Origin of the sequence: Kitasatospora sp. NPDC056076, from assembly GCF_042266305.1 — a bacterium.
GTDB lineage: Bacteria > Actinomycetota > Actinomycetes > Streptomycetales > Streptomycetaceae > Kitasatospora.
Window position 1 is genome coordinate 9,702 of record NZ_JBHJWG010000076.1, and the last position, 13,084, is coordinate 22,785.

Sequence of the window (13,084 nt, forward strand, 5' to 3'; positions counted from 1 at the left end):
GCGCATTGGGGGCCGCCCGGGCAACACTCCCACGGGCTGGCGCGCCCCCCCGTACCGGTGCGGGCCTTCGCGACTACCGCCCCGGCCGCCCTCGGCCGACCTCAGCCGCCCTTGGGCGTCCAGTGGTCGACCAGCCGCGCGGTGCCGGGCCGCAGGCGCTGCCAGGGGCCGGTGAAAGCCAGCACGGCGACGGCGGCGGTCGGGAAGCGCTCGCGCAGCCGGGCCGCCTGCGCCGGGTCGTCGGCCTCGCCGGCCAGGGCGTCGGCCGCCTCGTGGAGGACGGGGTTGTGCCCGAGCACCAGGACGGTGGCGACCGGGTCGGGGAGGGCGGCGAGGAGGGCGATCAGCTGCTCGCCGGTGTCGAGGCCGTAGAGGCGCCCGTCGTGGACGGCCTCGGGTGGGGCGGGGAGCTCGGCGGCCAGCAACTGCCAGGTGCGGCGGGCGCGTTCGGCGGTCGAGACGAGCGCGAGGTCGGGCGTCCAGCCGTGGCCGGCGAGCCGTCGCCCGGCGAGCGGGGCGGCCCGTAGGCCCCGCGGGGCGAGGGGGCGCTCGTGGTCGTCGACGCCGTCGGGCCAGGCGGACTTGGCGTGACGCACCAGGACGATCCGGTGCTGCTGCTCCTGCTGCTGCTCGGGCACGGGGCCGCTCCTCCGCTGTGGCGTTCGGCCCCATTCTCCCCGGCCGGGAAAACAGTAGCCATGGACATAGTAGCCATGTACGGTATCCGTCATGAGCGAAGCAGCCGAGAGCGCCACCGCCGGATTCCTGGTCTGGCGCCTGTCCATGAAGTGGCGGGTCGCCGTCGACCGGGCCCTCGCGCCGCTGGGCCTGACCCACGCCCAGTACGCGCTGCTGGGCTCGCTGTACGGCCTGGCCCGCACCGGGCAGCGCCCCAGCCAGCGCCAACTCGCCGACCGCACCGGCCTGGAGGCCCTCTACGTCTCCAAGCTCGCCCGCGCCCTGGAGGCCGCCGGGCTGGTCGAGCGCACCCGGGACCCGAAGGACCCGCGCGCGATGCAGCTCTCGCTCACCGAACAGGGCCGCGAGGTCACCGGCCGCGCGGTCGCCGTCGTCCAGGGCCTGCTGGAGCGGCTGCTGGAACCCCTCGGCGGCCGACACAGCCCGCGCGCCCAGGAGTTCACCCGCGAGCTGACCGCCCTGCTCGACGTACCGCTGGACCAGAACACCGACGACGACGAGGAGCAGCACCGGCCATGACCACCACCACCGCAACCGCGACCACCACCGCGCTCAACCCCCGCTCCATCGCCCTGGCCCACTACGCCGCCCGCGCCCTCCTGGAGGGCGTCCTGGCCCGCCACGGCGCCACCTTCGAGCAGAACGTGACGCTGCGTGCCGTCACCGCCGCGGGCGGGTCGGTCGGGGCCGGCGAGCTCGTCGCCGAGGTCGCCGGCTCGCTCAAGGCCCCGGAGGCGGCGGTGCGCGCCGTCGTCGGCGAGCTGACGGCGGCCGCCCTGCTGGCCGAGCGCCCCGACGGCAGGCTCGAACTCACCACGGCCGGGCGCGAGTTGTACGAGCGCGCCGGGGCCGAGACGGCCGGGATCTCGGCCCGCCTGTACGCGGGCATCCCGGACGCGGACCTGGCCGCCGCGGGCCGGGCGCTGGCCCTGATCACTGAGCGCGCGAACGCCGAACTGGCCCGCCGGGCCGGGTGAACGGCGGGCGGCGGGCGGCGGGTCAGGGGGTGAGGTCCGGGGGCAGGTGCTCCAGGATCACGGCGACGGCGGCCTCCGCGCCCTCCACCACCCGCACGCTGCGGTCGGGGAACGTCAGCTCGAAGCGGCCCCGGCCCAGCGACCTGGTCCGCGGGAACTCGCCGACGCCGGGGTGCGCGGCCCGGCGGCTGAGGGTGAACCACCACATCGACTGCCCCGGTGACAGGGCCCGCAGCCGGGGCTCGGCGTGGGCGGCCCGGATCAGGTTCAGGAGTTCGGCGTCGCGGTGGGGCAGGGGGCCGCGCTGCATCATCCGCCACCGCGCGGCGACGGCCTCGGCCTCGCCGCGCTCGTGGGCCTCGGCGAGGTCCCAGGTGCGCAGGAAGGGCCACCGGGCGGTGAGTTCACGCACCCCGCTCCCCCGCACCCAGGCGTGGAACACCGCGGCGACGTCGGCCAGCTCCAGGGCGCCGCCCGTGGCCATGTGGATGCCGCCGAGCCAGCAGTCGACCAGGAAGACCCGTTCCTCGCCGCGCGGGATGATGACGGTCGCCGAGCGGCCGTCGGCCTCAGCCCCGGTCTCGGTCTCGGTCTCGGCCTTCGCGGCCACGTAACGCCAGCCCGGCGAGGAGGTCAGCTCGACGGCCAGCTCCAGGCCCGCCCGGTCGGCCGCCGCCTGGAGGGCGTCGCGCACCGAGCCGGCCGCCGCCACCTCGGGGTAGAGCGCCGCGTACGCGCCCAAGGGGTCGGTGTGCTCGGGAGGTTGTTCGGACATGCGGTCGAGTGTGCCACCGTCCGGCCGGTCACCGCAGGTCGCCGGGCAGGCCCTCCAGGATCACCGCGACGGCCGCCGCCGCGCCCTCCACCGTCCGCACCCGCCCGTCGGCGTGGGTCACCTCGTAGCGGCCGCGGCCCAGCGGCCTGGTCTGCGGCAGGTCCTGGCTGACCGGCGGGGTGGCGCGGCGGCTGAGGGTGAACCAGTACATGGCCCGCCCGGGCGAGAGCACCCGCAGCCTGGGCTCGGCGTGGGCGGCCACGGCGAGCCTGCGCCATTCGCCGGCCATCCCGCGGGCGGGGCCCTGCAGCCGGCCCTGCCAGCGCCGGGCGACGGCCTCCCGTTCGCCGCGCAGGTCGGCCGCGGCGAGGTCGCGGGTGCGCAGGAAGGGCCACCGGGCGGTGAGTTCGTCCGCCCCGGCGCCCTGGACCCAGGCGCGCAGCACGTCGGCGGCCTCGGCCGGGTCCCGGGTGCTGCCGGTGGCCGCGCAGGCCCGGTAGTCCCAGCAGTCCACCGCGAGCACCCGGCCCCCGCCGCCACCGCCACCGCCCTCGTGTTCCCCCTCGCCGTCGCCGCCGCCCTCGCGCAGCAGCGTGGCGTACGCGGTCCGCCCCTCGGCGCGCACCGTCGCGCCCAGCAGGCCCAGGCCCTGCGCCGCGGCCGGTTCGACGGCGAGGACGTACCCCGCCCGCTCGGCCGCCGCCCGCAGGGCCTCGCACACCGAACCGGCCGCCGCCACCGCCGGGTGCAGTGCCCTCAACTCGCTCAGGGCGTCGTGGGGTTGTTCGGACATGCGGTCGATTGTGCCAGAACGGCCCGCCCGTACGGCCGGTCGAGCGGGTGGCCGAGCGGGTGGGTGTGCCAGGGCCACCTTCTTCGTGCCGCGTCCCCCTACGGTGGTGGCCATGCACACGAACCGGCTGAGTGAGTTCCTGCGGGCCCGGCGCGCGCTGGTGCGCCCGGAGGACCACGGGATGCCCGCGGGGGCGCGCCGTACTCCCGGTCTGCGGCGCGAGGAGATCGCGGTGCTCGCCGGGGTGAGCACCGACTACTACGTGCGGCTGGAACAGGGACGCGAGAGCAATCCCTCGCCCCAGGTCCGGCGGGCCCTGGCAGCCGCCCTGCTGTTGAAGGGCGAGGAAGCCGCCTACCTGCGCGCCCTGGTCGACCCGCCGCACCCCGGACGCCCCGAGCCCGCCCGGGAGTACGCGGGCCCGCAGCTGGTGGCCCTGCTGGACGCCTGGGCGGACACACCGGCCCTGGTCTACGGCCGCTACCTCGACCTGCTGGCCGTCAACTCCCTGGGCGAGGCACTGTTCTCCTGGCTCGGCGGCGACACCGGTCTGATCACGGCGATGTTCCTCAACCCGAACGCCCGGGACTTCTACCGGGACTGGCCCGTCGTCGCGCAGGGGTGCGTGGCGGCGCTGCGAGCCACCGATCCCACCCCGGACGACCGGCGGCTGCGGGAGCTGGTCGGTGAACTGTCCGTGCGCAGCGCCGACTTCGCCCGCATGTGGGCGCGCCACGAGGTACGGGCCAAGACGGCCTCGACGAAGCGCTTCCGCCATCCGCTGGTCGGGGACCTCACCCTGGGCTTCGAGACCTTCTCCGTCAACAGCGCCCCCGGCCAGCACCTCGTCGTCTACCGCGCCGAACCCGGCAGCGCCGCCGAGCAGTCGCTGGCCCTGCTCGCCGGCTTCACCGGCACCGGTCCCCGCGACGCCCCACCCGACATCCCACACGACGTCCCACACGACACCGCACACGACACCGCACACGAGACTTCGAGCGAAGGGCACCTCCCGTATGACCTCCCCTGACGTGCCGGTCTGGTTCATCACCGGCTGCTCCTCCGGCCTGGGCCGGGCCCTGGCCGCCGCCGTACTGGAGCGCGGATGGCGGGCCGTGGTCACCGCCCGGGACCCCCGAAAGGTCGCCGACCTGATCCGCGGGCACGGCGAACGCGCCCTCGCCCTGCCCCTGGACGTCACCGACTCCGGGCAGATCGCGACGGCGGTCGCCCGGGCGCAAACCGCCTTCGGAAGGATCGACGTCCTGGTCAACAACGCCGGTTACGGCTACCTCGCCGCCGTCGAGGAGGGCGAGGACGACGAGATCCGCGCCCTGTTCGACACCAACGTCTTCGGTCTGGCCGACACCACCAGAGCCGTTCTGCCGGGCATGCGCGCCCGGCGCGCGGGCCACATCGTCAACATCTCCTCGCTCGGCGGCCTGGTCGGCTTCGGCGCCACCGGGTACTACCACGCGACCAAGTTCGCCGTGGAGGGCCTCTCCGAGGCGCTCGCCGCCGAACTCGCCCCGCTGGGCGTCAAGGTGACGATCGTCGAGCCCGCCGCGTTCCGCACCGACTGGTCCGGCCCCTCGATGCGCCAGTCCGCCACCACCATCGAGGACTACGCCCCCACGGCGGGCGCACGACGCGCCGGCACCCTGGCCACCTACGGCCACCAGCCCGGGGACCCGGCCCGCGCCGCCCGGGCCGTCATCGAGGCCGTCACGGCCGAACAGCCGCCGCTGCGCCTGCTCCTGGGCCAGGCCGCGTACGACATCGCCACCGCCAAGCTCGACTCCCTCAGGGCCGGCTTCGACGACTGGCGGGAGGTCACTCTCAGCGCCGACTTCCCCCCGGAGCGGGCCGCGACCTGACGGCCTCGCCGAGCGCCACCGGGCGCCTGCGGGCGGTCCCGGCCGGCCCTACTGGACGCTCCAGCGGTGCGGGTGGGCGGGGTCGGCGGGGCAGGCGAAGACGTTGAGCTCGCCCCAGCGGCCCACGGTGACCCCCGTCGGGGTGCTGGAGGAGCGCGGGTCCCGTTCCTCCTCCAGCGGCCTCCAGCTGCCGGTGCCGCCGTCCCACTCCGAACTGTCGACGGTCAGCAGCAGGTGCATCGGCGCCGCGCAGGCCGGGCAGTCCATCGGGGCCGGGTCGGTGACGTGCCAGGAGGCGAAGCCGCCGGCCCGCCAGCCCGGCGGGATGGACAGGTCGTACTGGTAGCCCACCGGCTCCTCCCCGTCGCCCTCGCCGTCGCCGCACCCGTCCCCGCACCCGTCCCCGTCCGCGTCCGCGTCCGCCGCCTGCTCGGCGGCCTCCTCCTCCAGCGCCTCCTCCCAGGCGTGGATGCGGGCGCCCAGGTCCTCCGGGAGGAGGCCGGCGAACGGGTAGGCGGCCACCTGCTCGGGGTGCAGCACGCACGGCTCGGGCAGGTACCCCTCGTAGCCGACGACCTGCGGGCGCGGCGGGTCGGTCAGCACGTCGGCGACCTCCCAGGAGCGGCGCCAGCGCAGGTCCAGCAGCATGCCGGTGCGGCCGGGGCCGTGGGCGTCGAAGGGGCACCAGAACACCTGGAGCAGGTCGCAGCCGTCCGGCCCGGCGGGCAGGTCGGGGATCTGCGCCCGGTAGAGCTGGGCGAGGCCGATCAGGGGCAGCGGGTCGGCCGCGGTGCCCCCTTCCTCGACGCGGTGGCGCCGTTCGAGTTCCTTGAGCAGCTGCCGCTCCTCGTCGGTGGGGCCGATGGCCGGGTCCCGGCGCCAGGCGGCGTCCAGGATCCGGCGCTGCTCGTGGACGTCGGCCGGCCGGTGGCCGCGCCTGTGGTTGTGGGGGTCGGTGCACACCGGCCAGGGTTCGTCCGAGGGCCACAGCAGCGGGCCGCCCACGGAGCTGACCGTCGCGTCGGGGCGCCCCGGGCGCGGGTGGAGGCGGGTGGTGGTGCCCCGGTGGGCCGTCAGCTCCGGGAAGAGCGCCTCGACGTCGAGCGGGCGCGGCGGTGTGGTCCTGGACATGCACGTGACCCTAGGCGGCCGCCGGCCACCGTTGATCATCGCCCCCGCCCCGATCAGCGCGAATTCGCGTGCGCCCCGGCCCGGGCGCGTGCCATCCTCGGGCCGTGCCCTCCCGTAACCGCCGTCTGCCCGGCGGGCTGTCGTGGCCGCTCACCGCCACGGACGTCCGCGACGCGCTCGGCGTGCTCGGCGCCGAGCGGGCGGACACCGTCCGCCTGGACTTCGACAGCCGCCCCTGGGAGGACGGGACCCTGCTGCACGCGGAGTGGATCCCGCCGGTGCGCTCCAACTACGGCATGGGCGGCTTCCACCCCGCGTGGTGGTCGACCGTACGGGTCGGCGTCTCCCCGCTGCCGGCCGCCGAACGCTCCACCGCCCGGCTCGCGTTGCGGCACGGCGCCCTGCCCGAACTCGCCGCCTGGATCGACGCCACCCGCACCGCGCCCGAGACCTGGACCCACTCCCGGCACAGCCGCCGCTGGCGCCTCGCGGGCACCGCCACCACCTTCTGCGACGACCTGCGGCCGTGGCCCTGAGCGGCCGAGGCCGCCCCCCACCTCGAACACCCGTACCCGGCACAGCAGTCGGCGCACCCGCGGGCCGCCTCCGCAGCCGGCCCGGCCGCTCGCACTACGCCGCTGCGGTGATCCTGGCGGCCCGCGCGAAGGTGTCCCCCGCGACGCGGCCCGGCGATTCGCATACTGACGGGGATCCGTCCACCGGAAGGGACACCCTGCCATGCGAAGAGGACACCGGTCGGCAGCCGCCGCCGCGTTCGCCCTGACCGCCGCCCTGACCACCGCGCTGTCCGCCGCACCGGCGGCGGGCGCCGCCACCGTCGACACGTGCGGGGGCTCCATCGGCGACTACGTCGGCCTGGCCGGGCTCGACGCACCGTTCACCGGGGCCGCCTCCGCCAACGGCAACGACCGCGCCATGACCGTCACACCGGTCGTCGCGGGCGCCAACACCTTCAAGACCGAGATCGCCACCGGCCCCAGCGACTCCCGGTACGCCATCGGCTCCTTCGAGATCAAGGTCGACACCAGCGGCCGCGGCCAGATCCGCTTCGTCTCCTACGCCGGTCACGCGATCGGCGACAGCGTCGTCTGCGCGGGCGGCGGCACCCGCGTCACGCGGATCAGCGGCGAGGTCCGCGTCCAGGACGTCACCAAGCGCATCCCCTTCACCGTCAGCCGTGTCTGACCGGCCCGTGTCCGACCCCGCCCGTGCGCCCGCGAGGACGTGATGCCACCGCCCGCCCCGCAGGCCGCCGCGGCCGCGCCCGCGGCGGCCACCGGGCAACGGCCCGCACCCGGAGCGTGCCCGCCGCCACCGCGCCGGCCCGAAACGCGCTGCCCGCACGGCCGCGACGGCGAGGGGCTGCTGGGCGGGGACGTCGCCGGGTACGAGCCGTTGCGGCTGCTGCGCCGCCGGGAGTGCCAGAACGTCTTCCTGGCCACGGCCCCCGACGGCGGGCACGTCGCGCTCAAGACCACCTGCCGCGACGCCGCGTCCGACGTGCTCGCCCGCGCCCGCAACGAGGCCCACGGCCTGCGGGCCGCCGCCACGCACCCGGACACCGCCGACCTCGCCGGCGAAGGCGTCCACCACGACCTGCACTACCTCGCCTCCACCTGGCAGCGCGGGCTGACGCTGCACCAACTGCTGCCCCACCTCGACCGCTCCATGGCCGCCTGGTCCCCCGACAGCGCCGAGCTGTTCACCCACCTCGCCCTGGCCCTGGGCCACGCCCTCGAAGGCCTCCACCGCCACGGCGTCGTCCACGCCGACCTCAGCCCCGGCAACATCGTCCTCGGCCACGGCCGCACCCTCACCCTCATCGACCTCGACAGCTGCGCACGCGACGGCGACCCCGCCGCCGCCGCCGCGCTGAACCGCTGCACCACCACCGCCTACGCCGCACCCGAATGCCTCGCACCCCGCCCACGCCCCGTGCCCACCCCGGCCGCCGACCAGTACAGCGCGGCCGCGATCCTCCACCGCGTCCTTAGGCAACGCCCCCACCAGCCGGCCACCGGCAACCGGGCCCGCACCCGGGAGCACCGGCTCACCCACCCCGTCGAGCCCCTCACCGGCTGGCCCGCCGCCCTCTGGCCCGACCTCCCGGAAACCCTCCGGCAGGCCCTCGACCCCGACCCCGACGCCCGCCACCCCACCACCGGCCACTTCACCGCCCGCCTGCGCCACGCCCTGACCCTCACCCCCCGTACCGGAGAGCACCCATGAACCGGCCCGCCCGCCGCACCTTCCTCCTCGCCACCGCCGCGCTGCTCCTCACCCCCGCCGCCCCCGCCGCGGCGGCCACCACGACGGGGACGGGCGCGCGGCCCGGGCCCGGGCCGGGGCCGGGGCCGGGGCCGGGGAGCGCGACGGGCGTGAACGGCGGGCCCGGCCTCGGACAGGGCGACGGGCGCACCGGCCCGAAGCGGTACGCCGTCACTGACCATCCCGCCGGCAGTTCCTCCAGCTCCGACGACGTCGTCATCATCGACCACTCCTCCAGCTCCGATTAGACCGTCACCGTCGAGTGGGAGAGTGTGGCCGTGGAGACTACCGAGCGCCCACTGACGGCGGACGTGATCGCGGCCCTGACGTACTGGCCCGGCATCATCTGGGTCGGTCAGAAGCATCCTCCGGACCCGGTGGACGTGAGCGTCCTGCCGCCGTTCCTCAACGGGCTGCTGCGGGACCTCCCGTGGTGGAACCGCGACTGGAGGGTCGACCGCGTCGAGCCGGGAACCCCGGTGGAGACCGGGGACCACCGCCTCGATCCGGCCGTGCGGTTCGCCGAGGTGTCGGTCCCGGGAACGGTCGTCTCCGGCGACGGCGAGAACCTGCCGTTCGTCGCGAAGGTCGGGTTCACGGGCGACCGGCTGGTCCGCTTCCAGGCCAAGGTGGGTGACGTGGTGATCGGCCCGGCCGTCTCCCCTGCCGGGCGCCCGGAGCCGCATCCGTTCGGGCGGGTGCTCACCGGGTTGATGGAGCTGCGCGGGATTCCGGTCAGGGACGTGGCCAGGAGCGCCGGACTGGCGATGTCCACCGTCCAGATGCTCCGACAGGGGCACAACCCGGACCTGCCGCTGGTCCGCCGGATCGCCGAGGCCCTGGACGTGTCCGAGGCGGACCTCAGGGTCGTCGCCGGGCTCGACGACAGCGGTACGCGGTAGCCGACGGGCGGCGGTCCAAGGAATGCGCAGCCCCGGAAGCGGAACCGGGTCATTCGACGAAGTAGCTGGCCCCGAAGGTCTCGACGGACTGCTCCGGGTTCACCTGGGCCGTCACCGGGCCCTGGCAGTTGGCAGCGGCGTGCACCAGGACGGTCGAGTTGGTGAGGTTATCCACGAGGACCGGCGAGGTGGCCGGGTAGCAGCCGCGCTGCGGGTTCTCGTGGGGCACGCCGTTGACCACCAGGAGCCCGGTGGCGGCCTGGGCGGGGACGGCGAGGGCGAGCATCCCGGCGGAGGCGAGCAGGACGAGGGCGAAGAACCGGCGGCGCATGGGGCGATCCTCTCGTTTCGGGCACACCGCCACGAAGCGGTGCTTCTGCGGAGGATCCTCCCGGCGCCGGGGCGGATACGGCAATCGCCCGAACCGGCGACGGAACAGGGCTAGTTGAGCGCCGCCCGGTCCGCCGGACGCGGATCCACCGCCGGTTCGAGCAGCGCCAAGGTGCGCCGCTGCGCGTCGAGGCCGGCTCGGATGCCCACCGGCATCGGCAGGTTGGGGCCGGCGTGCCCGAAGTCGACGTTGCCCAGGACCGGGATGTCACGCTCGCCCAGGACGTCGAGGACGATCTCGCGCAGGGTGGGGGACGCGCCGGGCTCCAGTCCGCCGATCTCGCGCGGAACGCCCACGACCATGCCCGCGATCCGGTCCAGGACGCCGCTGTACCGCAGTACTTGGAGGTAGCTCCACACGTGGGAGGCCAGGCCGCCCATCTCCTCCCAGAACAGCACGGCGCCGTCGAAGCGCTCCAGCGGCAGCGCGAAGGGCGTCGCCTGCGCCAGCACGATGCGGTTGATCACCCCGCCGATCAGCGGGCCCTCCGCGCGACCGGGGCGCCAGCACTCCCACGACTCGCCGGCGGGCAGCGCACCGATCGCCCCGGTGCCGGTCAGCAATCCGGCGTAGAGCCCCTCCAGTTGCGCCTGCCGTGCCGCGGGCGCGCACGGCCAGCTCCCGCCGAAGCCGGGGACGGCCATGTCGGCGTGGAAGCCGACCAGGCCCGTGCGCGCGTGGAGCACCAGGTGCAGCAGCGAGACGTCGCTGTAGCCGAGGATCGGCTTGGGGTCGGCGGTGATCGCCTCGACGTCGATCAGGTCGAGGTAGCCGAGTACCGTCTGCCCGCCGTCGCTGGCGACGATCGCGCGCACCTCGGGGTCGCGCAGCAGGGCGTTGAGCTCCGCGGCGATCTCGGCCGGCGCGGCCGCGCTCCACCAGTGGTGGCGGCCCGCCGCGAGCAGCGGGGACCGGCGCGCGCGGAATCCCATCCGCTCCAGCACCGCCGCCGTCCGCTCGACGTTGGGCTCGTGGGCGGCCGGCAGCGGACCGGACAGCGCGGCGATGACGACGAGGTCCCCGGGCGCCAGGGCGCGCGGGCGCAGCAGTCGGGGGGCGGCGGAAGCGGTCATGGCGCCAGTGTCGCCGCCACGACCGGCCGGGTCACCCGGGTTTCCGCCGTCGGCGGGCGGGGGTTCGGGGGTTCGGGGACGGACCGTAAGGTGGTCGGCATGGCTGACGAGTGCTACGCGCATCCGCGGCTCGCCGCGGTCTACGACCCGCTGGACCCCGACCGCGGCGACCTGGACGCCTACGTGGGGATGGTGGAGGAGTTCGGCGCGCGCCGGGTGCTGGACCTCGGCTGCGGTACCGGGGTGTTCGCGCTGCTGCTGGCCGGACGCGGGATCGAGGTGGCCGGGGTGGATCCGGCGGCGGCCTCCGTCGAGGTGGCCCGGGCGAAGCCGGGGGCCGGGCGGGTGCGCTGGATCCACGGGGACGCGGGTGAACTCCCGCCGCTGGATGTCGACTTGGCGACGATGACGGCCAACGTCGCCCAGGCGATCGCCGACCCGCCCGCCTGGCGGCGCACCCTGCGGGGGGCCTTCGGGGCGCTGCGCCCGGGCGGGCGCCTGGTGTTCGAGACCCGGGATCCGGCGGCCCGGGCCTGGGAGGGGTGGACCCGGGAGCGCTCCCACCGGGTGGCGGAGGTCGCCGGGGTCGGGCCGGTGGAGCACTGGATCGAACTGATCGGGGTGGAATGGCCGTTGGTGTCGTTCCGCTCGACGTACGTGTTCGGCGCGGACGGGCAGGTGCTGACCTCGGACTCGACGCTGCGCTTCCGGGAGCGGGCCGAGGTGGAGGAGGACCTGGCCGCGGCGGGCTTCGTCCTGGAGGAGGTGCGCGGGGCGCTGAACCGGCCGGGGCGGGAGCTGGTGTTCGTGGCCCGCCGCCCGTGAACCCCGAGGACACGCGGTCCTGGGCCCGCGACGGCGTTCACGCCGGGCGGCGGCGCCCGGGATAGCGTCCCGCCCATGACCCCCTCCCCCGCACACCGCGCGCATCCGGCGGACCCCGCCGACCCCGCCGACCCCGACGTCGCCCTCGTCCTGGCCGCCTACGCCGCCTACGCCCGGGGCGACATCGACGCCGCCGTCGCCGACCTGCACCCGGACGTGGAGTGGGTCGAGCCCGAGGAGCTCCCCAACGGGGGCGCGCACACGGGCCGGGACGCCGTGCACGCGTACCTGAGCGCCTCGTACGCGATGTGGTCCGAGCTGCATTCCGAGCCGACCGCGTACCGGCGCGGCGCGGACGTCGTGATCGTCCACCACGTGCACGGCACGCTGACGGACGGCGACGCGCTGGACCTCACCGTCGCCGACGTGTTCACCCTCCACGGCGGCCGGGTGGTCTCCATGCACGCCCACGCCGACCCGGCCGAGGTACTGCGGGGCACCCCCTCCGGGTGATCTTGGTCGGGTGTCGGCGCGGCGCCCGGCCGGGCGGGGCGGGGCGTCCGGTAGGTATGGGCGGGGCCGGGGGTTTGTGGGCGCAGAATGCCCGCCGCCGGCCGTCAACTCCGCACCCACCGAAAGGCTTTGCCTGCCATGAAGCTGGTACGACGAGTCGCCGCCGCCGGTTGCACCCTCGCGCTCGCCCTGGGCGGTGTCGTCGCCCTCGCCCCGGCCGCGAGCGCCACCCCGCAGGGGTGCTTCTACTACGTCCTGGAGAACAAGCCCGACGCGGACGCCCAGGTCGCGGAGGACGCCTGCCTGCTCGGCGCGGCCGGTGGCCAGCAGGCCTTCCAGAGCTGTTACCACCTCCTGCGCGAGGACTACGTCCCCGCCGTCATCGCGGGCAACGCCTGCCGCAAGGCCGCCGAGCAGTAGCCCGCCCCGGAACGGGAGCGGGGGGTAAAGTCGGCCCGTCCGACTTTCCGCGCCGTCCCGCACCCGAGCGGCACGCGACTCCCAGCATTATTTAACCGGGTTGCCTTTTTAACTCGGTAATGTTTTCATGGCGGTATGAACCCGCAGCCAGGCCTTCCCCCCGTCCTCGTCACCGGAGCCACCGGCCGGATCGGGCGCCTCGTCGTCGACCACCTCCTCGACGCGGGCGTGCCGGTGCGCGCCCTCGCCCGTCGCGCCCAGGCGGCGGCGGACCTGCCGGCCGGGGTCGAGGTCTTCGCCGGCGACCTCACCGTGCCCGAGTCGCTGGACCCGGCGCTGGACGGCGCCGGGGCGGTCTTCCTCCTGTGGACCGCCCCGCCCGCCACCGCCGGGGCGGTCGTCGAGCGGCTGGCGGCGCG

General features: G+C 75.7%; 19 protein-coding genes. 13 read left to right on the plus strand and 6 right to left on the minus strand.

From position 1 onward, the window contains the following. Positions 1-101 precede the first annotated feature (101 nt). Positions 102-638 carry a histidine phosphatase family protein gene (locus ACFC1T_RS36385; RefSeq protein ID WP_375896503.1) on the minus strand — a complete coding sequence of 179 codons (537 nt, stop codon included), beginning with the start codon at positions 636-638 and terminating at the stop codon, positions 102-104. 91 nt (positions 639-729) lie between these two features. Here ACFC1T_RS36385 and ACFC1T_RS36390 point away from each other — a divergent pair, with 91 nt between their 5' ends. Both ACFC1T_RS36390 and ACFC1T_RS36395 read left to right on the plus strand, forming a co-directional pair. After that, positions 730-1,218, plus strand: a complete 489-nt coding sequence (locus ACFC1T_RS36390) for a MarR family winged helix-turn-helix transcriptional regulator (RefSeq protein ID WP_375896505.1) — start codon at positions 730-732, stop codon at positions 1,216-1,218. Continuing rightward, complete coding sequence (locus ACFC1T_RS36395; RefSeq protein WP_375896508.1) at positions 1,215-1,676, plus strand: MarR family transcriptional regulator; 462 nt, start codon at positions 1,215-1,217, stop codon at positions 1,674-1,676. The genes ACFC1T_RS36390 and ACFC1T_RS36395 overlap by 4 nt, the downstream gene beginning before the upstream one ends. A gap of 22 nt (positions 1,677-1,698) precedes the next feature. Here ACFC1T_RS36395 and ACFC1T_RS36400 read toward each other — a convergent pair whose 3' ends face one another. Both ACFC1T_RS36400 and ACFC1T_RS36405 read right to left on the minus strand, forming a co-directional pair. Beyond that, entirely contained in the window at positions 1,699-2,451 is a 753-nt protein-coding gene (locus tag ACFC1T_RS36400; protein WP_375896510.1) for a DUF6193 family natural product biosynthesis protein, read from the minus strand. A 28-nt stretch (positions 2,452-2,479) separates the two neighbouring features. Continuing rightward, the gene (locus tag ACFC1T_RS36405; protein ID WP_375896512.1) at positions 2,480-3,244 is read right to left on the minus strand and encodes a DUF6193 family natural product biosynthesis protein; all 765 of its coding nucleotides are present in this window, start codon (positions 3,242-3,244) and stop codon (positions 2,480-2,482) included. 112 nt (positions 3,245-3,356) lie between these two features. Here ACFC1T_RS36405 and ACFC1T_RS36410 point away from each other — a divergent pair, with 112 nt between their 5' ends. Both ACFC1T_RS36410 and ACFC1T_RS36415 read left to right on the plus strand, forming a co-directional pair. Then, a complete protein-coding gene (locus ACFC1T_RS36410; protein ID WP_375896515.1) occupies positions 3,357-4,274 on the plus strand; it encodes a helix-turn-helix domain-containing protein in 918 nt (305 codons plus the stop codon). Beyond that, positions 4,261-5,121, plus strand: a complete 861-nt coding sequence (locus ACFC1T_RS36415) for an oxidoreductase (RefSeq protein ID WP_375896518.1) — start codon at positions 4,261-4,263, stop codon at positions 5,119-5,121. Before ACFC1T_RS36410 ends, ACFC1T_RS36415 begins: the two co-directional genes overlap by 14 nt. Before the next feature lie 48 nt (positions 5,122-5,169). Here the strand turns inward: ACFC1T_RS36415 and ACFC1T_RS36420 are convergent, their stop codons facing one another. Beyond that, positions 5,170-6,252 carry a hypothetical protein gene (locus ACFC1T_RS36420; protein WP_375896521.1) on the minus strand — a complete coding sequence of 361 codons (1,083 nt, stop codon included), beginning with the start codon at positions 6,250-6,252 and terminating at the stop codon, positions 5,170-5,172. Between the two features lie 104 nt (positions 6,253-6,356). Between ACFC1T_RS36420 and ACFC1T_RS36425 the strand changes: the two genes are divergently transcribed. The 5 genes from ACFC1T_RS36425 to ACFC1T_RS36445 all read left to right on the plus strand — a co-directional run bounded on the left by ACFC1T_RS36425 (position 6,357) and on the right by ACFC1T_RS36445 (position 9,443). Next, complete coding sequence (locus tag ACFC1T_RS36425; protein WP_375896523.1) at positions 6,357-6,788, plus strand: hypothetical protein; 432 nt, start codon at positions 6,357-6,359, stop codon at positions 6,786-6,788. A gap of 202 nt (positions 6,789-6,990) precedes the next feature. Next, entirely contained in the window at positions 6,991-7,458 is a 468-nt protein-coding gene (locus ACFC1T_RS36430; RefSeq protein WP_375896525.1) for a hypothetical protein, read from the plus strand. Between the two features lie 42 nt (positions 7,459-7,500). Next, positions 7,501-8,502, plus strand: coding sequence for a protein kinase (locus tag ACFC1T_RS36435; RefSeq protein ID WP_375896527.1), 1,002 nt, complete (start codon positions 7,501-7,503; stop codon positions 8,500-8,502). Further along, positions 8,499-8,789: a hypothetical protein gene (locus tag ACFC1T_RS36440; protein WP_375896529.1), complete on the plus strand. Its 291-nt coding sequence runs from the start codon at positions 8,499-8,501 to the stop codon at positions 8,787-8,789. The genes ACFC1T_RS36435 and ACFC1T_RS36440 overlap by 4 nt, the downstream gene beginning before the upstream one ends. Before the next feature lie 30 nt (positions 8,790-8,819). Continuing rightward, positions 8,820-9,443: a helix-turn-helix domain-containing protein gene (locus ACFC1T_RS36445; RefSeq protein ID WP_375896532.1), complete on the plus strand. Its 624-nt coding sequence runs from the start codon at positions 8,820-8,822 to the stop codon at positions 9,441-9,443. A 49-nt stretch (positions 9,444-9,492) separates the two neighbouring features. Here ACFC1T_RS36445 and ACFC1T_RS36450 read toward each other — a convergent pair whose 3' ends face one another. After that, positions 9,493-9,774, minus strand: a complete 282-nt coding sequence (locus ACFC1T_RS36450; RefSeq protein WP_375896535.1) for a hypothetical protein — start codon at positions 9,772-9,774, stop codon at positions 9,493-9,495. Between the two features lie 110 nt (positions 9,775-9,884). Next, on the minus strand, positions 9,885-10,907 hold the full coding sequence (locus ACFC1T_RS36455; protein ID WP_375896538.1) for an LD-carboxypeptidase: 1,023 nt from the start codon (positions 10,905-10,907) through the stop codon (positions 9,885-9,887). 99 nt (positions 10,908-11,006) lie between these two features. Here ACFC1T_RS36455 and ACFC1T_RS36460 point away from each other — a divergent pair, with 99 nt between their 5' ends. The 4 genes from ACFC1T_RS36460 to ACFC1T_RS36475 all read left to right on the plus strand — a co-directional run. Next, the gene (locus ACFC1T_RS36460) at positions 11,007-11,732 is read left to right on the plus strand and encodes a class I SAM-dependent methyltransferase (RefSeq protein ID WP_375896539.1); all 726 of its coding nucleotides are present in this window, start codon (positions 11,007-11,009) and stop codon (positions 11,730-11,732) included. 75 nt (positions 11,733-11,807) lie between these two features. Beyond that, on the plus strand, positions 11,808-12,245 hold the full coding sequence (locus ACFC1T_RS36465; RefSeq protein ID WP_375896542.1) for a nuclear transport factor 2 family protein: 438 nt from the start codon (positions 11,808-11,810) through the stop codon (positions 12,243-12,245). A 138-nt stretch (positions 12,246-12,383) separates the two neighbouring features. Then, the gene (locus ACFC1T_RS36470) at positions 12,384-12,665 is read left to right on the plus strand and encodes a hypothetical protein (protein WP_375896544.1); all 282 of its coding nucleotides are present in this window, start codon (positions 12,384-12,386) and stop codon (positions 12,663-12,665) included. A 135-nt stretch (positions 12,666-12,800) separates the two neighbouring features. Continuing rightward, positions 12,801-13,084, plus strand: a 284-nt coding sequence (locus tag ACFC1T_RS36475; RefSeq protein ID WP_375896547.1) for an SDR family oxidoreductase, incomplete at its 3' end; no start/stop codon positions are given.